At 71.1% G+C, this 19,292-nt stretch carries 16 protein-coding genes and 2 pseudogenes; 8 read left to right on the top strand and 10 right to left on the bottom strand.

Annotation, left to right across the window (positions count from 1 at the left end):
- The first annotated feature begins 39 nt into the window (after positions 1 to 39).
- From ACZ4SA_RS27630 to ACZ4SA_RS27605, 6 genes are all read left to right on the top strand, one after another.
- Complete coding sequence (locus ACZ4SA_RS27630; protein WP_468279673.1) at positions 40 to 1,041, top strand: SDR family NAD(P)-dependent oxidoreductase; 1,002 nt, start codon at positions 40 to 42, stop codon at positions 1,039 to 1,041.
- Between the two features lie 17 nt (positions 1,042 to 1,058).
- Positions 1,059 to 1,772 (top strand): nucleotidyltransferase family protein, encoded by a 714-nt coding sequence (locus ACZ4SA_RS27625; RefSeq protein ID WP_468279671.1) that lies wholly within the window; start codon positions 1,059 to 1,061, stop codon positions 1,770 to 1,772.
- A gap of 6 nt (positions 1,773 to 1,778) precedes the next feature.
- Positions 1,779 to 2,702 carry an NAD-dependent epimerase/dehydratase family protein gene (locus ACZ4SA_RS27620; RefSeq protein ID WP_468279670.1) on the top strand — a complete coding sequence of 308 codons (924 nt, stop codon included), beginning with the start codon at positions 1,779 to 1,781 and terminating at the stop codon, positions 2,700 to 2,702.
- A complete protein-coding gene (locus ACZ4SA_RS27615; RefSeq protein ID WP_468279668.1) occupies positions 2,699 to 3,358 on the top strand; it encodes a spherulation-specific family 4 protein in 660 nt (219 codons plus the stop codon). Before ACZ4SA_RS27620 ends, ACZ4SA_RS27615 begins: the two co-directional genes overlap by 4 nt.
- Positions 3,355 to 4,140: an endo alpha-1,4 polygalactosaminidase gene (locus tag ACZ4SA_RS27610; protein WP_468279666.1), complete on the top strand. Its 786-nt coding sequence runs from the start codon at positions 3,355 to 3,357 to the stop codon at positions 4,138 to 4,140. The genes ACZ4SA_RS27615 and ACZ4SA_RS27610 overlap by 4 nt, the downstream gene beginning before the upstream one ends.
- Before the next feature lie 161 nt (positions 4,141 to 4,301).
- On the top strand, positions 4,302 to 5,282 hold the full coding sequence (locus ACZ4SA_RS27605; RefSeq protein WP_468279664.1) for a DMT family transporter: 981 nt from the start codon (positions 4,302 to 4,304) through the stop codon (positions 5,280 to 5,282).
- On the opposite strand, the gene ACZ4SA_RS27600 is transcribed toward ACZ4SA_RS27605, so the two are convergent.
- From ACZ4SA_RS27600 to ACZ4SA_RS27570, 7 genes are all read right to left on the bottom strand, one after another.
- Positions 5,163 to 6,401 carry a transglycosylase family protein gene (locus ACZ4SA_RS27600; protein ID WP_468279663.1) on the bottom strand — a complete coding sequence of 413 codons (1,239 nt, stop codon included), beginning with the start codon at positions 6,399 to 6,401 and terminating at the stop codon, positions 5,163 to 5,165. The two genes, ACZ4SA_RS27605 and ACZ4SA_RS27600, sit on opposite strands and share 120 nt — an antisense overlap.
- A gap of 284 nt (positions 6,402 to 6,685) precedes the next feature.
- A complete protein-coding gene (locus ACZ4SA_RS27595; RefSeq protein ID WP_468279660.1) occupies positions 6,686 to 7,708 on the bottom strand; it encodes a PfkB family carbohydrate kinase in 1,023 nt (340 codons plus the stop codon).
- Complete coding sequence (locus ACZ4SA_RS27590; RefSeq protein ID WP_468279658.1) at positions 7,705 to 8,694, bottom strand: zinc-dependent alcohol dehydrogenase family protein; 990 nt, start codon at positions 8,692 to 8,694, stop codon at positions 7,705 to 7,707. Before ACZ4SA_RS27590 ends, ACZ4SA_RS27595 begins: the two co-directional genes overlap by 4 nt.
- Positions 8,691 to 9,566 carry a carbohydrate ABC transporter permease gene (locus tag ACZ4SA_RS27585; RefSeq protein WP_468279655.1) on the bottom strand — a complete coding sequence of 292 codons (876 nt, stop codon included), beginning with the start codon at positions 9,564 to 9,566 and terminating at the stop codon, positions 8,691 to 8,693. Before ACZ4SA_RS27585 ends, ACZ4SA_RS27590 begins: the two co-directional genes overlap by 4 nt.
- Positions 9,563 to 10,570 carry a carbohydrate ABC transporter permease gene (locus ACZ4SA_RS27580; protein ID WP_468279653.1) on the bottom strand — a complete coding sequence of 336 codons (1,008 nt, stop codon included), beginning with the start codon at positions 10,568 to 10,570 and terminating at the stop codon, positions 9,563 to 9,565. Before ACZ4SA_RS27580 ends, ACZ4SA_RS27585 begins: the two co-directional genes overlap by 4 nt.
- On the bottom strand, positions 10,567 to 11,922 hold the full coding sequence (locus tag ACZ4SA_RS27575; RefSeq protein ID WP_468279650.1) for an ABC transporter substrate-binding protein: 1,356 nt from the start codon (positions 11,920 to 11,922) through the stop codon (positions 10,567 to 10,569). The genes ACZ4SA_RS27580 and ACZ4SA_RS27575 overlap by 4 nt, the downstream gene beginning before the upstream one ends.
- A 133-nt stretch (positions 11,923 to 12,055) precedes the next feature.
- Positions 12,056 to 12,817, bottom strand: coding sequence for a DeoR/GlpR family DNA-binding transcription regulator (locus ACZ4SA_RS27570; protein ID WP_468279647.1), 762 nt, complete (start codon positions 12,815 to 12,817; stop codon positions 12,056 to 12,058).
- A gap of 360 nt (positions 12,818 to 13,177) precedes the next feature.
- Here ACZ4SA_RS27570 and gndA point away from each other — a divergent pair, with 360 nt between their 5' ends.
- Positions 13,178 to 14,620: an NADP-dependent phosphogluconate dehydrogenase gene (gndA, locus tag ACZ4SA_RS27565; RefSeq protein WP_468279644.1), complete on the top strand. Its 1,443-nt coding sequence runs from the start codon at positions 13,178 to 13,180 to the stop codon at positions 14,618 to 14,620.
- A gap of 432 nt (positions 14,621 to 15,052) precedes the next feature.
- On the opposite strand, the gene ACZ4SA_RS27560 is transcribed toward gndA, so the two are convergent.
- The 3 genes and pseudogenes from ACZ4SA_RS27560 to ACZ4SA_RS27550 form a co-directional block, all read right to left on the bottom strand.
- Positions 15,053 to 15,700 carry an aspartate/glutamate racemase family protein gene (locus tag ACZ4SA_RS27560; protein ID WP_468279825.1) on the bottom strand — a complete coding sequence of 216 codons (648 nt, stop codon included), beginning with the start codon at positions 15,698 to 15,700 and terminating at the stop codon, positions 15,053 to 15,055.
- A gap of 17 nt (positions 15,701 to 15,717) precedes the next feature.
- Positions 15,718 to 16,140: an aspartate 1-decarboxylase gene (gene panD / locus ACZ4SA_RS27555; protein WP_468279641.1), complete on the bottom strand. Its 423-nt coding sequence runs from the start codon at positions 16,138 to 16,140 to the stop codon at positions 15,718 to 15,720.
- A gap of 735 nt (positions 16,141 to 16,875) precedes the next feature.
- Positions 16,876 to 18,236, bottom strand: a pseudogene (locus tag ACZ4SA_RS27550) (NF041680 family putative transposase); the annotation flags it as partial.
- Positions 18,237 to 18,425: 189 nt separating this feature from the next.
- On the opposite strand from ACZ4SA_RS27550, the pseudogene ACZ4SA_RS27545 reads away from it, so the two are divergent.
- Positions 18,426 to 19,095: pseudogene (locus ACZ4SA_RS27545) on the top strand (IS5 family transposase); the annotation flags it as partial.
- Between the last annotated feature and the right edge of the window lie 197 nt (positions 19,096 to 19,292).

Genomic DNA, 19,292 nt, shown 5'->3' with positions numbered 1-19,292 from the left:
CGTCCGTCCCATCAGACATCCACCACGGGAGATTTCTTCGTGACACCGAACACGCTGGTCGCCGTCACCGGGGCAGAGGGGTTCATCGGTTCGCATCTGACCGAGACCCTGGTCGCCGCCGGTTTCCGGGTCCGGGCCATGGCGCAGTACAACTCGTTCTCCTCCTACGGCTGGCTGGAGACCCTCGCCCCCGACGTGCTCGACCAGGTCGAGATCGTCCTCGGCGACGTTCGCGACGCCGGCTCCGTCCGGCAGCTCCTGGAGGGCACGGAGGCGGTCTACCACCTCGCCGCCCTCATCGCGATCCCGTACTCCTACCAGGCACCGCACAGTTACGTGGACACCAATGTCACGGGCACGCTCAACGTCCTCGAGGCCGTGCGCCGGCTCGGCATCCCCCGGCTGGTGCACACCTCCACCAGCGAGACGTACGGCACCGCGCAGACCGTGCCGATCACCGAGGACCACCCGATCAACACCCAGTCGCCGTACGCGGCGTCGAAGGCGGGCGGCGACCGGCTCGCCGACAGCTACCACGCCAGCTTCGACACCCCGGTGGTGACGCTGCGGCCGTTCAACACGTTCGGACCGCGCCAGTCCATGCGGGCGGTCATCCCGACCGTCATCGGCCAGGTCGCTGCGGGCGAGCGGATCATCACCCTCGGGGACCTGCGCCCGACCCGCGACTTCCTCTACGTCAAGGACACCGCGCGCGCCTTCCTCGCGGTGGGCACGGCGCCGGCGGAAGCCGTCGTCGGCCGCACCTTCAACGCCGGCTCAGGCGGCGAGATCTCGGTCGGCGACATCACCTCGCTCATCGGCAAGTTGATGGGCGCCGAGCTCGAGGTGCGGGAGGACGAGCAGCGCATCAGGCCGGCGGCCTCCGAGGTGATGCGCCTGGTCGCCGACGCCTCCCGGCTGCGCGCCGCTACCGGCTGGGCGCCCGAGCACGGACTGGAACACGGCCTCGGCCACACCATCGACTTCTTCCGCAACCCGGCCAACCTGGCCCGCTACAAGACCGGCATCTACAACATCTGACGGACAGGGGACGTCCCATGCACGCAGTGATACTCGCCGGAGGCAAGGGTGTCCGGCTCCGCCCGTACACGACCGCACTGCCCAAGCCGCTGGTGCCCATCGGGGACCAGCACGCGATCCTCGAGATCGTGCTGCGCCAGCTCGCCGCAGCCGGCTTCACCAGTTGCACCATCGCGATCGGGCATCTGGGCCACATCATCCGCGCCTACGTCGGCAACGGCTCCCAGTGGGGCATGCGCGTCGGCTACTCCACGGAGGACAGCCCACTCGGCACGATGGGCCCGCTGCTCACGATGATGGACCGGCTGCCGGAGACGTTCCTCGTGATGAACGGGGACATCCTCACGGACCTGGACTACGGGGACGTGCTGAGCCGGCACACGACCTCCGGCGCGCCCCTGACGGTGGCCACCTACGCGCGTAAGGTCGCGATCGACTTCGGCGTCCTCACCACGGAGGAGGGCCGGGTCACCGGCTTCGCGGAGAAACCGAGCATGGACTACCGCGTCTCCATGGGCGTGTACGGCCTGAGCAGGAACACCCTCGCCGATTACACGCCGGGCCTGCCGCTCGGCTTCGACGAACTGGTGCTGGACCTGCTGAAGGCGGACCGCCCGCCGCACGCCTACGAGTTCGACGGCTACTGGCTCGACATCGGCCGGCCCGACGACTACGACCGAGCGAATGCCGAGTTCACCACCCACCGCGGCCTGCTGCTCAAGGGAGCGTGAGCGCCCGTGCGCATCCTCCTGCTCGGCTCCACCGGATTCCTCGGCAGCGCGGCCGCCGAGCGGCTGCGCGAACTGCCAGGCGCGCAGCTGCTGCTCGGCGGCCGGGCTCCCGGTCCGGACGTGGAGATCGATCTGACCGCGGACGCAGAGGTGCTTTCGCACGCGCTGCGCCGCGCGGCGCCCGACGTGGTCGTCAACTGCGCGGGGCTGGTGGCCGGCAGCGCCGTGCAGTTGGCGGACGTCAACGCCCGTGGCCCTGCCGCCCTGTCCGAGGCGATGCGGGACACCGTGCCGGCCGCTCGTCTGGTCCATCTCGGGTCGGCGGCCGAGTACGGCCCTTCGGCGGACGGCGAGCCGCTCGCCGAGTCGGCCGCCACCCGGCCGCTCGGCCCGTACGGTGCGACGAAGCTGGCCGGGACGGTCGCCGTCACCGCTTCCGGCGTCGACTCCGTGGTGCTGCGGGTCTTCAACCCCGTCGGCCCCGGCGCCCCGGCGTCCGGGCTGCCGGGGCGGCTCGCCGCGGAACTGCGGCGGGCCGGTGGTCAGGGCACGATCCGGGTGGGGGACCTGTCGGCGTACCGCGACTTCGTCGACGTGCGGGATGTCGCCGACGCAGTCGCGGCCGCGGCGAGCGCCGGCGGCCCGCTGCCCCCGATCCTCAACATCGGCAGTGGACGGCCCACCCGGGTCCGGGAGCTGGCTGCTCTTCTGGTGCGGACGGCGGAGTTCGCGGGGCGGCTCGACGAGGCCGGCGACGGCTCCGCCCGTTCCGCTGCCGTGCGGTGGCAGTCGGCCGACATCTCGGCCGCCCGTTCCGCGCTGGGCTGGCGGCCGCGCCGCGAACTGGCGCAGTCCGTCGCCGGCCTGTGGCTGTCCTCGGCCCGTGACCCGGGCGCCGCCCCCGTCCGCGCGGTGAACGGCCCGGCATGAAACTGCTCGTCCCCCTGTATGTCCACCCATCCGTCGACCCGGCCGCCTGGCGGACGCTCGTCGACCGTGCTTCTGTGCTGTACGGCGTCGTGCTCAACGCCGCCGACGGCCCGGGCCGCACACCCGACGCCCAATTCGCCCGGGCGGCCCGGGAGCTGCGCTCGGCAGGCGTACGGGTCCTCGGCTATGTGGACACCGACTACGGGCGCCGTCCATCCCGCGCCGTGACGGCCGACTACGAACGGCACCAAGCCTGGTACGGCACGAACGGGTTCTTCCTCGACCAGGTCGCACCCGACCAGGCCGGTGTGCGCCACTACCGGCGGCTCGCCCGGGCGGCCAGGGCCCACGGCGGGGCCACGCTCGCGCTCAACCCGGGCGTCCATCCGGCGCCCGGCTACGCGTCGTTCGCCGATCTGCTCGTCACGTTCGAGGGCGGCTGGGAGGCGTATCGCACGGCGCCGGCCTCGCCGCCATGGACGAGGGCGCATCCGCCGGGGACGTTCTGCCATCTGGTGCACGGCGTGCCGAGCGGGCTCTCGGGCCTCGCGGCCCGCACGGCCGAGCTGCGCGGGGCCGCGGTGCACTGCGCCGTCACGGGCCACGGGCCCAACCCGTGGTCGTCGCTGCCCCCTGCCCTGCGCAACGCGTCATGAACGGCCGGCTGCGGGCGGTGGCCGCCGCACTCACGCTGCTGCTGCTCGCCGCCTGCACGGCACCGGACGGCGGCGAGTCGGAACGGCGCTGGAGTCCCCGGCCCGGCACGGCCTGGCAGTGGCAGCTGGACGGGCCGATCGACCACGGCGTCGACGTACCGGTCTACGACATCGACGGCTTCGAGAACGACGCGGCGACCGTGCGCAGGCTGCACCGCGAAGGCCGCAGAGTCATCTGCTACATCAACGCGGGGGCCTGGGAGGACTTCCGCCCCGACGCCGACGGCTTCCCGAGGTCCGTCCTGGGGAAGCCCAACGGCTGGGAGGGCGAGCGCTGGCTGGACATCCGCCGGCTCGACGTGCTGCGGCCGCTGATGGCCGCGCGCATCGAGCTGTGCCGTGACCGGGGCTTCGACGCCGTCGAACCGGATCTGCTGGACGGCTACGTCAACGACACGGGCTTCGCGCTGACCGCCGCCCACCAGCTCGCCTACAACCGCATGATCGCGCGGCTCGCCCATGAGCGCGGCCTGTCGGTCGGGCTCAAGAACGACCTCGACCAGGTGCCCGAACTGGTCGACGACTTCGACTTCGCGGTGAACGAGGAGTGCGCGCAGTACGGCGACTGCACGTCGCTCACCCCGTTCGTCGAGGCGGGCAAAGCGGTCCTGCACGTCGAGTACGCACTCCCGCCGGAACGCTTCTGCGGTCAGACCCGGCGGCTCGGCTTCAGCTCGATGCGCAAGAAGCTCGACCTGGGGGCGTGGCGCCGGCCCTGCTGACGAGGACCACGAGCCGGCCGCGGTACGGACGGCGTACGGCGGCCGGCTCGCCACCACCGGGAGGGGGACGTGGGGACTACACCCGTACTACGCCGGTAGTACGGCCAAGTGCGTGCTCAAGAACGACGACGTGAACGCGGAAGAGGGACAGGGTGGTCACCATGAGTTCCCTCGCGCTGTCCGTGATCCTTTCACTGGTCTCCGCGGTCGCGTACGCGGCCGGGGCGATACTCCAGGAACACGTGGCGACCACTACGCCGTCCCGGCCGTACGCGCCGCTTCACCAAGCACGCTGGTGGGCCGCCGTCGCCCTGAACGGCGTGGGCGCGGTACTGCACGTGGTGGCCCTCGCGTACGGTCCGCTGAGTCTGGTGCAGCCGCTGGGAGCACTGACCATCGTCTTCGCGCTGCCGATGGCCGCGCTCTTCGTACGGCGCAGGGCGGGCGCCACCGCATGGCGCGGCGCGATCATGGCGACGGTCGGCCTGGCCGGACTGCTCGCCCTGACCGGGGAGACGGACTCCAGCTCGCTGGGCGGCGCCGAGCGAGGCATGCTGGCCGGGGTGACTCTGGGCACGGTGGCGCTTGTCTTCCTGATCGCCCAGAGCGTCCACCGGCCCATCACGCGCAGCGTGCTGCTGGCCGGAGGGGCGGGCATCGCCTTCGGTATCGCCTCCGTGTTCACCAAGTCGGTGGCCGTCGACTGGCTGTGGGACTCGCCGCTCGACCAGTGGCCGAGCCTTGTGGCCGTCGCCGCGCTGGCTGCGGGCGGCCTGCTGCTGTCACAGGCGTCGTACCGGGGCGCTGGGCTCGCGACGCCGCTCGCGACCGTCACCGTCGTCAACCCGGTCGTGGCGGCCGTCGTGGGCATCACCCTGTTCGGCGAGGACTTCCGCTACGGCGTGGCCGGCACGGTTCTCGCGCTCGGCTGCGGTGTGGTGGCCGCCGGCGGCCTGATCCTGCTGACGGTCGAGCGGCTCGGCCACGCCGCGGGGTGCGGGGCCGGCCGCCCGCGGCCCGGGTCAGATCGACACGCCCCGCGCCCTGAGGTAGGCGAGGGGATCGATGTCCGATCCGTACCCGGGTCCCGTGCGGATCTCGAAGTGGAGATGCGGTCCCGTGCTGTTGCCGGTGGATCCTGAACGGGCGATCCGCTGCCCCGCGCCCACCTGCTGTCCCGACCGCACGGTGAGCGCCGACAGGTGCGCGTACTGGCTGTATCTGCCGTCGCTGTGCCGGATGACGATCTCGTAGCCGTACGCGCCGCCCCAGCCGGCCGAGACGACCTTGCCGGCGGCGACCGCCTTCACCGAGGTGCCGGTGGGGACGGGGAAGTCCACGCCCGTGTGATAGCCGCTCGACCATGAGGAACCGGCCTTGCGGTAGGCCGTCGAGGGGCCTGCGGCGACGGGCGCGCCGAAACCGGCGCGGGGGACGGGCTCGGGGGCGGCGGCGGGTTCGGCCTGCGGCTTGGGCTTCGGTTTCGGGGCGGTCTGCTGCTGGGGTTTCGGCTTCGCCGCCGGACGCTGCGGAGCCGAACGTTCCGGAGCCGAACGTTCCGGAGCCGTACGCCGAGGGGCCGTAGGTTGCGGGGCCGTAGGTTGCGGGGCGGCCTTGACCCGCAGGGTCAGTCGCTGCCCCGGGAAGATCAGATCGGGATCGTCTCCCACCACCGTGCGGTTCTGTTCGTACAGCTGCTGCCAGCCGCCGTCGACTCGTTGCGTGGCGGCGATCCCGGAAAGCGAGTCGCCCCGTGCGACCGTGTAACCCTCGCGCTGCTTCGGGATCGTCGTCGGGGAAGCGGCCGGTCGCTGCGTGATCCGCTTGGGCGGCGCGGCCTCCTGCGGCCGGAGCCGCGCCGGCTCGACGTCGGGGCGGTCCCCGCCACGTGTCAGCCCCGCCTTCGACGAACAGGTGGGCCATGCGCGCGGCCCCTGACCGTCGAGGACCTTCTCCGCGACCGCTGTCTGCTGGTCCTTGGTGGCCAGATCCGCGCGTGGCGCGTACTGCCGGCCGCCGTACGCCTCCCAGGTGGCCTGGCTGAACTGGAGCCCGCCGTAGTAGCCGTTGCCGGTGTTGATCCGCCAGTTCCCGGACGACTCGCAGGCCGCGACCTTCTCCCACACGTCGACAGACGCGGCGTGCGCGGACCCGGTGCCCACGAGGGGCAGCGCGATGCCTGCGCCGCCGGCGGTGACGGTGAGCGAAGCCCGGTTGATGCGGCTCGGCTGATATCGGCGGTGCCGCCCGGTTCCGGCCATGGTGAACTCCCCCTGGAACGCGCTTGGTCTGTCGCAATCGGCCAACTTATGGGTGTTCGCAGGGCAGTGACAAGGCCTCGGTTCAGCCGTGGCTGATTCCCGTTCGTGCCAGGCCGGTGGGCAAGGCGGCGCTGCTGAAGAAGCACTGCGGGTACGGAGTGGCCCCCAGCCCGGCCGGCGGGCGGGCGGGATCAGGGAGTCAGGCCTTCGGGGGGCGGGAGCCGCCGCGGGTGAGGAAGTCGGAGAGGGGAAGCGTCCGGTGGCCGGACCGAGCTCGTGGCGGCTCAACGGACCGTCGAAGTAGGGTCGTTGCAGGACCCGGGCGCGGTTGCCCCGCCGCCGGTCACGCACTGTACGTCGGTTGCGTTCCGCTTTCCTGCACGCAAGATACCCCGACCCCGCGGCACCGGGGCCGCCGCGGCCGGCTCCGTGCCGGCCTGCGCGCAGACGGACGCGGCCACCTGCGAGGCGTGGGCCAGCATGGCCCCGGTCTCCGCAGGGGACAGGTCGAGCCGCCAGGACGCGGAGGCGAGCCACGCGAGGACACCGGCCATGAAGGCGTCACCGGCGCCGATGGTGTTGACCACCTCCACGGGCACGGCGGGAGCCTCGACGGGCGGTGTCCGGGAGGTGTACGCGGTGCTGCCCAGCGCGCCGCGTGTCATGACGACCAGCCGTCCGCCTGCGGCCAGTTCGCGGCAGGCGTCGTCCGGGGCACGGTCCGGCCAGAGCCGTGCCACGTCCTCGTCGCTGGCCTTGACCACGTGCGCGGCCGTGCACAGGTCGCGGAGCACGATGAGGCTCCGCCGCGGATCCAGGCTTCGGTCCTCGCGCACGTTGGGGTCGACGACGAGCAGCCCGTCGCGGGCGGCGGCGCGGGCCGCCGCGGCGACGGCGGATGCGGCCGGTTCGACGACGGCCGCGAGGCCACCCGCGTACACCGCACCGAAGCGTGCCGCGTCCCCGGTCCGGTCCGGCAGTTCGAACGTGGCCGTCTGCGCGGTGTGGAAGTGGTACGCGGTGCCGCCGGGGTGGACGTCGGCGACGGCGAGCGTGGTCGGCAGGTCCGAGCGTCCGCACAGGGTGAGGTCGACGCCCGCGCCGGTGAGCCGGCGTTCGATGCCCCGCGCGAAGGCATCACCGCCGAGGGTGCCCGCGAAGGCGACCGGCGTCCCGAGGCGGGCCAGTCCGACGGCGACGTTGGCAGGCGCTCCGCCGGGCTGCGCGCGAAGCGTCGCCCGATCGTCCGGATCCGGTACGAGGTCGATCAGGGCCTCGCCCAGGACGAGTACCGTGTCGCGGCTCACGGCTCCACCACGATCTTGCGGCCCCGGCCCGCCTGGAAGCGTTCGACGGCCTGCGGGTACTGATCGAGCGGAAGCCGGTCGCTGATGAAGACCGACGGGTCGAGCACGCCGGACGCGAACAGCGCGGCGGCCCGCTCGTAGCTGTGCAGCACCGCCATGGAGCCGGTGATGGTGATCTCCTGGTTGTAGATACGGTACGGCTCGATGACAGCGGTCGTCGCGTAGTCGGCGACCCCGAACTGCAGGAATGTGCCGCCCTTGGCCACGCGTCCGAGGCCGTCCTGGATGGCCTTGGCGTTGCCGGTCGCGTCGATGACGACGTCCCAGCCGCCGGGGCGGTCGAGTTCGTCGGCGGAGGCGGCCGTGCGGGAGCAGCCGAGGAGCCCGGCGGTGGCGAGCCGGTCGGGGTTGACGTCGAGGACGTCGACTCCGGCCGCGCCGGTGCGCTTGGCGAGCTCCAGCATCATCAGGCCCATGGTGCCGGAGCCATAGATCAGGACTTCGGCGCCCAGGGTGCCGCTGAGCACGTCGTAGCCGCGGACGGCGCAGGACAGCGGCTCGATGAGGGCGGCGTCCTTGACGTCGATGTGGCCCGGCAGCTTCACACAGTTGGCGACCGGCGCGACGGCGTACTCCGCGGCCCCTCCGGGAACGGTGACGCCGATGGCGGCCCAGCGGTCGCAGAGGTTGCCGCGGCCGCTGCGGCAGTAGCGGCACTCGTGGCAGTGCAGCGACGGGTCGACGGCGACCAGGTCGCCGACGGACAGCCCGGTGACGTCCTTGCCGATGCTGACGACCTCTCCGGCGAACTCGTGCCCGGGAACGATCGGCAGCGTGGGCGCGAACTCGCCCTGCAGGATGTGCAGATCGGTGCCGCACAGTCCGCACGAAGCGACGGAGACGACGACGTCCCGGGGACCCGGGGTGGGGTCGGGCACGACCTGGACAATGACCTTGCCGGGGGCTTCGACGATCGCTGCCCTCATTTGACGGCTCCAAGAGACAGGCCCTGGACGAGTTTGTCCTGGGCGGCGTAACCGGCGGCGAGCACCGGCAGGGACACGACGACGGACGCGGCGCACAGCTGGGCCAGGAAGAGCCCCTGGCTGGTGACGAATCCGGTCAGATGGACGGGGGCGGTCTGGGCGACGACACCGGTGAGCACGCGTGCGAACAGCAGCTCGTTCCAGCTGAAGATGAAGCAGATCAGCGCGGTGGCGGCGATGCCGGGGCCGGCGACGGGGGCCACGACCCTGGCCAGCACGGTGGGCAGTCGTGCGCCGTCGACCTGGGCGGCCTCGATGATCGAGACCGGGACGTCGGCGAGGAACGACTGCATCATCCACACCGCGATCGGCAGGTTCATCGAGGTGTAGAGAATGACGAGGAGCCAGACGTTGTCCAGCATCCCGGTGTTCTTGGCGAACAGATAGACGGGGAGCAGTCCGGCGACGACCGGCAGCATCTTGGTGGACAGGAAGAAGAACATCACGTCCGTCCACTTGCGCACCCGCCTGATGGAGAGCGCGTACGCGGCGGGCAGAGCGAGCACCAGCACGAGGACCGTGGAGAAGACGGACGCCGACAGCGAGTTGATGAGGGGAGGCCACGGCGTGGGGCCGCCCCCGCCGCCGAAGAACTCCCGGTAGCCGTCGAGGGTGAGCGAGGCGGCGAGCGAGGGAGGGTTGGTGGCGGCGTCCGCCTCCGAGTGGAAGGAGGTGAGCACCATCCACAGGGCCGGCAGACAGAAGCCCATGCCGGTGATCCAGGCCAGCAGTCCGAGGGCCGCGGAGCGGCGTCGTGCCTTGCGGGCAGCGGGAGGCAGCTGGTGCTGCGGCGGGAGCGTGGCAGTGGTCATGCGCGGGTCGCCTCCTCACGGAAGAGGGACGAGACCACCCGGAGCGCGAAGGTCGCGATGACGATGGTGCCGATCACGACGACGACTCCCGCGGCGGACGCCAGTCCGTACTCGTGGGCCTGGTAGAAGGTCTGGTAGATCGTGTAGGGGAGGTTGGCGGTGCCGAGGCCGCCCGAGGTGAGGGTGAAGACGGCGTCGAAGTTCTGCACGATGTACACCGAGCCGAGCAGGATGCCGAGTTCCAGATAGCGGCGCAGGTGCGGCAGGGTGAGGTAGCGGAAGGTCTGCCAGGTGCCCGCGCCGTCCAGCCGCGCGGCCTCGATCATCTCGGCCGGCCGGCTCTGCAGCCCGGCGAGCAGGATCAGCATCATGAACGGTGTCCACTGCCACACGAGCGCCGCCTCGACGGCGAGCAGCGGCATCTGCGAGATCCAGTCGGGCTGGGCCGGTGACTCCACACCGAACAGGCCGGCAGCCCAGTTCAGGGCGCCGTTGAACAGCCCGTACTCGGGGTTGTAGAGCGCGTGCTTCCACAGCAGGGCGGCGGAGACCGGCACCAGCAGAAACGGTGTGATGAGCAGGGTGCGCACCACACCGCGGCCGAAGAAGGTGCGGTCGAGCAGCAGAGCGAGCAGGAGTCCGAGGACCACGCTCGCGACGACGACGCTCGCGGTGAGCAGCACGGTCGTGAGGACCGACTCGCGAAGTGCGGCGTCCGTGAACACGGAGCCGTAGTTGGACAGCCCGGTGAAGGCGCGTTCGTCCGGGTCGAGGGAGTTCCAGTCGAAGAGCGAGATGACGAGCGTCGCCACGAACGGCAGCTGGGTGACGGCGATCAGGAACACCAGGGCGGGCAGCAGCGGCGCTCTGGTCGCCCAGGCGCGCATCCGGTCACCGCCTCGGCCTGCGCGCGACGCGGGCCCGGAGGGCCGACTCGCCGTCGCTCTGCCCGTGCATGGGCCGGGGGGTGTGCTGTTCGGTGGGGTACTGAGGGATGTACTCACTGGTACTCCTTGGCGACCTTCTCGGCCAGTGACTGCGAGGCCTCGAGCGCCTGCGCGACGGACTGGCGGCCTGCGATGGCCGCGCTTATCTCCTGGGAGACCTTCGTCCCGAGGTCGGTGAACTCGGGGATGCCGACGAACTGGATGCCGGCGGTGGGGCGCGGCTGGGTGCCGGGGTTCAGCGGATCGGCGCTGGAGATGGCCTTCTTGGTGACGTCCGCGAATGCCGCGGCTGCCTTCTCGTACTCGGGGCGTTCATAGGTGGAGGCCCGCTTGCCGGCGGGGACGTCGGCCCAGCCGTTCGTCTCGCCGACCAGGGCCTCGTACCTCTTGCCCGAGGCCCAGGAGATGAACTTCCATGCCCTGTCGGGCTTCTTGGAAGCCTTCTGCATGCCCCAGGCCCAGGTGTAGAGCCAGCCGGAGCTGTCGGTCTTCTCGACCGGGGCCGGTACGTAGCCGATCCTGCCCTTCACGGGTGAGCCGGCCGCCTCCAGCGACCCGGCGCCGGCGGTCGCGTCGTACCACATGGCGGTCTTGCCCTGGGTCATGTTGTTGAGGCACTCGGCGTAGCCGGACTGGGCGGCTCCGGACTCGCCGTGCTCGCGTACCAGGTCGACGTAGAACTCGGTGGCCTTCTTGAACTCGGGTGAGTCCAGCTGTGCCTCCCAGCCCTTGGTGAACCAGGTGCCTCCCATGGTGTTGACGACGGTGGTGAGCGGGGCGATGACCTCACCCCAGCCGGGCAGGCCACGCAGGCAGATGCCTTTCATGCCGTTCTCGGCGCCGTCCGCCTTCGCGGCGAGGTCGGCGACCTGCTGCCAGGTGGGTTCTGCGGGCATCGTCAGGCCCTTGGCGGCGAAGACGTCCTTCCGGTACATGAGGAAGGACGACTCGCCGTAGAACGGTTCCGCGTAGAGCTTTCCGTCGTGGGTGAGCGACTGGGCGACCGGCTTCAGGATGTCGTCCTGGTCGAAGGCCGTGTCCGTGCGGGTGTAGGAGTCGAGCGGGTGGAGCCAGCCGTTCTCCGCGAAGAACGGGACCTCGAAGTTGCTGATGGTGGCGATGTCGTACTGGCCGGCCTGATTGGAGAAGTCCTGGCTGATCTTGTCGCGCACGTCGTTCTCCGGGAGCACGGTGAAGTTGACCTTGATGCCGGTCTCCTTCGTGAAGTGCCGTGCGGTCAGCTTCTGCAGCTCGACCATCTGCGGGTTGTTGACCATGAGCACATTGAGCGCGTCACCTCCGCCGAAGGAGGTGCCGCCGGCTCCGGCGCATCCCGCGACAAGGGCCATGGCCGCCGCGCCCGCGCCCACACGTACGCGCATCCCACGTCGTCGTCGTTGGTGGGGCATGTGTTCTCCTGATCAGTGGTAGCGGCTCTGTTCAGCCCGTCTTCGGGCATGCCGGACCTGCCCCGGGCGGGCCCGGGTGCGGCGGGTACGGCTGTCGGTCCTGGTAGGTCGAAGGGTCCTGGTGGGGCGAGGGTCAGACGCGGATGACCTGCGGTCCCAGCAGCGAGTAGCGCTGGGCCTCGGCCGAGGGGAGGCCGGCGTCGGTGACGACGGCTTCGAAGTCCGCGACGTCGGCGAAACGGCAGAAGCTCACCGCGCCGAACTTGGTGTGCACGCCGGTGAAGATCCGGCGGCGTGCGCTGCGCATGGCCTGGGCCTTGACCTCGCTGACCGCGGGATCGGGCGTGGTCAGGCCGTACTCGCGGGAGATGCCGTTCGCGCCGACGTACGCCAGGTCGATGACGAAGCCGGCGAGCATCGTGGTCGCCCAGTGGTCGACCGTGGCCATGGTCTGGCCGCGGACACGCCCGCCGAGCAGCAGCACGGCGATCTTCTCGGCGTCGGCGAGGGCGGTCGCCACCGCGAGGGAGGCGGTGACCACCGTCAGCTGACGGTCGCGCGGCAGGGCCTCGGCGACGAGCTGCGGGGTGAAGCCCTCGTCGACGAAGACGGTCTCCGCGTCGCCGAGCAGATCGGCGGCAGCCGCCGCGATCCTCGACTTCTGCGGCACGTGCCGGGTGGTGCGCATCGCGAGCGTCGTCTCGAAACCGGCGCTCTCGACCGGATAGGCACCACCGTGGGTGCGCCGGACCAGTCCGTGCTCCTCCAGGGTGTGGAGGTCGCGGCGGATGGTTTCCTTGGCCACCTTGAAGTCGGCGGCCAGCCGGTTGACGTCGACCGACCCGTCCCGCCGGGCCGTATCGAGAATTCCCCGTCGGCGTTCCTCGGTGTCCACGAAACACATCCCTGGTTGTGCTGGTGCTCTTTCGCAGTTTCTTCCCGGGCCGACGTCCGTTCGGGCCCGTGTGTCGTTTGTACAAGCAGTCGTGGCCGCTCGACCAGCTTCTTCGCGGCATGCGCTGTGCCCGTTCGTGCCCGTTTCCGCGATGCTGTCGTCGCTGGTCGCGGGGGCGCCGGGCGTTCCGCGCGCCCCGGGCCGTGCCCGCTTGGTGGGCCGCCGGAGCCCGAACGGCGCCCGCGGCGGAGAATGACCGGGTGCGGAAGCGTCCGTACGGCTTGAGGATCGATGAATGGCCTGCTCCGCCCGTACGTATCCGTAGGGGCGGCATATTCCTAGACTTCCAGGAGCACACGCATGAGTGGAACAGCTCGGATCGGCGTCACGGGTCTCGCGGTGATGGGCCGCAACCTCGCCCGCAACTTCGCCCGCAACGGCTTCACCGTGGCCGTGCACAACCGTACGGCCGCGAAGACCCGCGCTCTGGTGGAGGAGTTCGGTCACGAGGGCACGTTCGTCGCCGCCGAGTCGGCGGAGGAGTTCGTCGCGGCGCTGGAACGCCCGCGCCGCCTGGTCATCATGGTCAAGGCGGGCGAGGCGACGGACGCGGTGATCGAGGAGTTCGCGCCGCTGCTCGAGGAGGGCGACGTCATCATCGACGGCGGCAACGCCCACTTCGCCGACACCCGGCGCCGCGAGAAGGAGCTGCGGGAGCGCGGCATCCACTTCGTGGGCGTGGGCATTTCCGGCGGCGAGGAGGGCGCGCTGCACGGCCCGAGCATCATGCCGGGCGGCTCCGCCGAGTCATACGCCTCCCTCGGCCCGCTGCTCGAGAAGATCGCGGCCAAGGCACCGGACGGCACGCCGTGCGTCACCCACGTCGGGCCGGACGGCGCGGGCCACTTCGTGAAGATGGTGCACAACGGCATCGAGTACGCCGACATGCAGCTCATCGCCGAGGCCTACCACTTGCTGCGCGCCGTCGCGGGCTACTCCCCCGAGCAGATCGCGCAGACCTTCCGCACCTGGAACACCGGCCGGCTCGACTCGTATCTGATCGAGATCACCGCAGAGGTGCTCGCGCACACGGACGCGGCGACGGGCAAGCCGTTCGTCGACATCGTCATGGACCAGGCGGAACAGAAGGGCACGGGCCGCTGGACGGTGCAGATCGCGCTGGACCTGGGAGTGCCGGTCTCGGGCATCGCCGAGGCGGTCTTCGCGCGCTCGCTGTCGGGCCACGCCGAACTGCGGGACGCCTCGCGCGCCCTCCCCGGGCCGCAGCCCGAGCCGCTGGGCGCGGAGGAAGCGGGACGGTTCGCGGACCAGGTGGAACAGGCGCTGTACGCGTCCAAGATCGTGTCGTACACGCAGGGCTTCCACCAGGTCCAGGCGGGCAGTGAGGCCTACGACTGGGGCGTGGACGCCGGTTCGGTGGCCGCGATCTGGCGTGCCGGATGCATCATCCGGGCGGCGTTCCTCGACCGTATCCGCGGGGCGTACGACGAGCGGCACGACCTTCCGAGCCTGCTGGCCGACAAGCAGTTCGCCGAGGAGATCGGCGCGGCGCAGGACGACTGGCGCGAGGTCGTGGCGACGGCCGCCCGCCAGGGCGTGCCCACGCCGGGCTTCTCCGCGGCGCTCGCCTACTACGACGCCCTGCGCGCGGAGCGGCTGCCCGCCGCACTGACACAGGGCCAGCGCGACTTCTTCGGCGCACACACCTACCGGCGGACCGATCGGGAGGGGTCGTTCCACACGCTCTGGGGCGGCGACCGCTCGGAGGTGGAGGCGGGCTGATCCGACCGTTCGGGCAGTCGGGCTGCACTGCCCGAAAGGGCCGCTCGGGCCGGCCCGGGCCTGCCGGGCCGGCCCGAGCGGCCCGGTCCGTCAGGGCCCGGCGGGCCCTGGCTGGGGCTCCGGTTCAGGCGCCGGGACGGGCTCCGGTCCCGGCCCGGGCGGCCCGGGGATCGGGTCCGGCGAAGGCACTGGCGGCGGGCTCGGGGTCGGCACCGGACCGGGCAGCGGACCCGGGTCCGGCGGCGCCCCGGGGTCGGGCGTGGGCACCGGCGGTGCGGGCTCTGGGTACGGGTGGGTCATGCCGGGCCTCCATGGTGCGAAGTCGTGCGTTCCCATGTCTCCAGGTCCGCGTTCCCACGCGCGCCGGATCCACTCGCCGGGCCCGGCGGCGATCTGATCGGCCCCGTGACGTGCTGCGCGGCGGGGCCGCGCTCACGCGCCGGCGGCAGCCGCCGCAGCCGCTACCACCGCTGCTGCGGCCCGGAAGCCCGGCTCCGGGCTGGACAGCACGGGCAGCGCCCCGCCGACGCGGGCGGCCGCCTCCGCCATCGACGCCTGCGCGAGTACGACGACATCGGCGCCGCTCACCTTGTCCACAGCGGCCGCGACGGTGTCGATGTAACCGTCACGGTCGCCTGCCTCGAAGCGGTCCCATGCGTCCTGGACAAGGAGCGTGCGCAGCTCGAGGTCGCGCCCTGCGGCCTCGTCCCTGATGAGGGCGGCGGTCGGTTCGAGCGTGCTGCCCTGCGTCGCGACCACGACGATCCGCCGGTACCTGGCCGCCTCGGCGGCCATCGGCCGGTCGACCCGGAGCACGGGGACACCGAGGTGGGGCGCCAACGCCTCCGCGACACCGCCGATCGTCGAACAGGTGCACAGCACGACGCTCGCGCCTTCCGCGACCGCTCCGGCGAGGATGCCGGCCACGGCGGGCCGGACGGCGTCCGGCCCTTCGTGCGCCGCGCGGGTCAGCAGGTCCTCGTGCACGAGATGCCGCATCGCCAGGGACGGATGGTGCGTGTCCCTCAGGGCGTCGAAGACAGGCACGTGGACCGGAGATGTGTGGAGCAGCGCCAGCATGATCACGAGCCGCCGGGTCAGAGAGCGCCGGCCGCCTGCGGACTGCGGGCCGTGTCGCTGCCGGGCACGGGCTCGGAGGCGTCGGAGCCGAGCGCCACGATGCGGTTGTCCGCATCCACATGCACGACGCTGGGCACGAGGGTGCGCGCCTCGGCGTCCTCGACCTGCGCGTAGCTGATGAGGATCACCAGGTCCCCGGGGTGCACCAGGTGCGCGGCGGCGCCGTTGATCCCGATGACGCCGGAGCCACGCTCACCCTCGATGACGTAGGTCTCCAGGCGCGCGCCGTTGGTGATGTCGACGATGTGGACGAGCTCGCCGGGCAGCAGATCGGCGGCGTCCATGAGATCGCGGTCGACGGTGACGGACCCTACGTAGTGCAGGTCGGCCTGGGTGACCGTGGCACGGTGGATCTTGGACTTGAACATTGTACGCATCATCGAGGTACTCCTGGAGCTAGGCTCCCTGCCTGCGTTTTTGCAGGTCAAGGGCGGTTTCCCTACCTTACAACGAGTCGCATGTTCGGTCAGCTTTCACCAGGTTTTTGAGGACTGATGCTGACCACTTGCTGACTTTTCTGACGCATCGTCAGGCAGGTTCCGAGGGGCTCAGCTGGCTCGCTCGCTCCCCCACCGCGACGACGACGCCAGCCTACGCAACGACCGTCGGGAGTCGTCCGGGACCACCCTCTCTGTGAGCGGATCCACGGCGGCGGGTCGATGGTCGGCACGCGCCAGCGCCTGCACACGGATCAACCCGCCCAGGCTGCGGCACCTACTCCGATGCCCTTGGCGGCGCCGCTCGCGGCCCGCCACAGGCAACGGCACATCCAGGCGGGCGCGCAACATAGCGGCAAAAGCCCGGTTAGCGAAACCGGGGAATCTCGTGACCATTGGCGTTGTCCGCGCGACAGCACCTGGCGGTGCCACTCGGCGGGCTCACAGCGATGCCCCGACTTCCTGCCAGACCGCATGCCGCTCCGCTTTCGGGATCGGCACGGCCAGCCCCAAAGGAGCACCATTGCCCACAGACCTGCAAACGCCCCCCGAAAGGACGAGCTCCGGAACCAGCTCGCCCCACGGGAGACGCCCAGTCGAGCCCGTGCTCATGGACTCGACCGAGGTTGCGACGATGCTCAGTATGTCCAGGAGCTGGGTCTACAAGGAAGCCTCGATGTTCTTCGAGCCGGCAGGCCGTCCCGGTCCTGGCCGGGACGGTTTCGGTGCAGCCGCCGGACGGGCCGTGGTCGCGCGGACGTTGCGAAAGCCCCGCCGCACCCGGGCGGGGGTGAGCCTGCGGGGCTCGGCTGGCCGTTCCCAGGGGCGGCGAAGGCCCTCGGCGAGGGGGCGGGCCAGGCGGAGCTGGGTGTGGGCGGCGATGATGAGCCAGGTCCACAGGTCGGCGGTGTCCGCGTGACGGACCTTCGGGGCCGTCCAGCCGAGGGTCTGTTTCATGAGCCTGAAGGTGTGCTCAAGATCGAATCTGCGGAGGAAAGACTGCCACCAGCGCTCCACGTCCGCCGGTGTGGCGGCGGTGGCCGAGCACCACAGCCAGACCGGTTTCGGGTCGCGATCGCCCGGCAGGCGCTCGACCTTCAGGCGGATCAACGTGCCGTGCAGGATGGGAAGTTCCTCTTCCGCGTGTTCCAGCCAGGGGCCGCGATGGGCGAGCCGGGGATGCATCCGGTCCCAGGCCATCGCCTCGGCCTTGCCGTAGCGGGTGGTGTCCGTGACCGTGGTGACCTCGGGTTCGTGCCAGCTGTCGGGCTTGGCGAAGGTCAGGACGCCGCCGTGCCGACGCGGCCGTCCGCCCTTCGGCCCGGAGCGGGCGGGGCCGGGGTCGCGGAGCATGACGCGGTCCGAGCGCAGGCGTCCGACCAGGACGACGGGCAGGTCCGCCAGGGCGTGGGAGAGGTAGGCGACGTCGTAGCCGGAGTCCATGACGATCCAGATCTCCGGATCACCCGCCTGCCACTGCCGGGCCTGGACCAACCGCTCGACCACGTCTCGGAGTTGGGCAGCGGTGACGGCGGTCGCGTCGTCCGCCGGCCCGAGGCGCACGGCGTCCAGGAATGCGACCCAGGAGGTCCGGCCGGTCTCCAGGGCGGCGACGAAGGAGTACGGCCAGCCCGGCACGAACTGGTCCGTCTTGCGGTCTCCGCGCCCGTAGACGTGGCAGAACAGCCGGTCGTCGCACGTCGGGGCGTCCGGGCGGAGCCAGTTGCTGACATCCACGGCCAGCACGATCCGCCCGTCGGCCGCCCTCGGCAGCGGCAGGCCTGCCAGCGCGCGGCGCAACCGCGTCGGCTCCAGCCAGCCCCGGTCCAACGCGGCATACAGGGCCCCGTGCCCCGCCGGTGCTCGACCGCCAGGCAGAGCTCAACCAGCGTCTTCACCGGCCCGTCCGCGCACAAGACCGCGTCGGTGAGCTCGAAGAGAGCATCGGCACGGCTGTACAGGCAGTCGTAGAAGTCGACCCGAAAGCGGGACAACACGCTCAACGCCTCGCCTGCGGGCGCGTCGACGGGAAGACTCATACGCAGCGGCCGTTCTTTCGTGCTTCGTTACTCGACATCTCGAAGCGTGAAGAACGGCCGCGTCCCGTGCCCCCGGATCCCGGAGATCTCAGCAGGTCGAGTGACCTGCGACGTTAAACGCCAAGCTAAGGCGGCGTCTTCAATTGGTCTTGCCTTGTGGGTCATGGTGGCGTGATACGTCGCCATGAACTGACCGATGCCGAATGGGAGTTCGTCCGGCCGTTGCTGCCCATCTCGGTGCGGGGGTGGAAGCGGCTGGACGGCCGCAGGGTCCTGGACGGGATCGAGTGGAAGTTCCGCACCGGGACGGCCTGGCGGGACGTGCCCGAGCGCAATGGTCCGTGGGCCACGCTGCATACGCGTTTTCGCAGGTGGGCGGCGGACGGCGCGTTCGACCAGATGCTGCGGGCTGCTCAGGCGAAAGCGGACGCACACCAGCATGCGGCCGGCGCCCGAAAAGGGGGCTTCGCGACCCGGCCCTCGGCGGGTCCAGAGGCGGGCTGACCAGCAAGATCCACCTGGCCTGCGACGCCGGGGCCGTCCGCTCGCCTTCGTCGTCACGGGCGGCAACACCAACGACTGCACCCGGTTCACCGCAGTGACGGAGGCGACCCGGGTGCCCCGAACCGGACCCGGCCGGCCCCGCGTCCGGCCCGATCAGGTCCTGGGTGACAAGGGCTACACCTCGAAAGCGATCCGCACCTGGCTCCGTCGCCGCGGCATCCCGCACACGTCCTCCGAGCGGGCTGACCAGGCCCGCAACCGAGCCCGGCTAGGCAGCCACGGAGGCCGCCCGCCGGCCTTCGACCGCGAGGTCTACGAGCACGGCAACGTCGTGGAACGCTGCTTCAACCGCCTCTAGCAATGCCGCGGCATCGGTGAGGTCGACTCGGGGCGCCCTGCTGGTATTTCACCAGTGGGTTTCCCCGAGCCGCCTCCCGAACCCGGCGTGCCCGTCTCCCAGGGCGATTTCAAAGTCGGGGTGATCTTGTAGGCGTGCAGGTCACGGCGGTGTGACGATGTTCTGTGGGCGCGCGACGTACGCAACGAAGCTCC

This window comes from Streptomyces sp. NPDC027962 (assembly GCF_055566095.1).
Note: the sequence above shows the minus strand (reverse complement) of the source record. Positions and strands in the feature narration are given on the sequence as shown.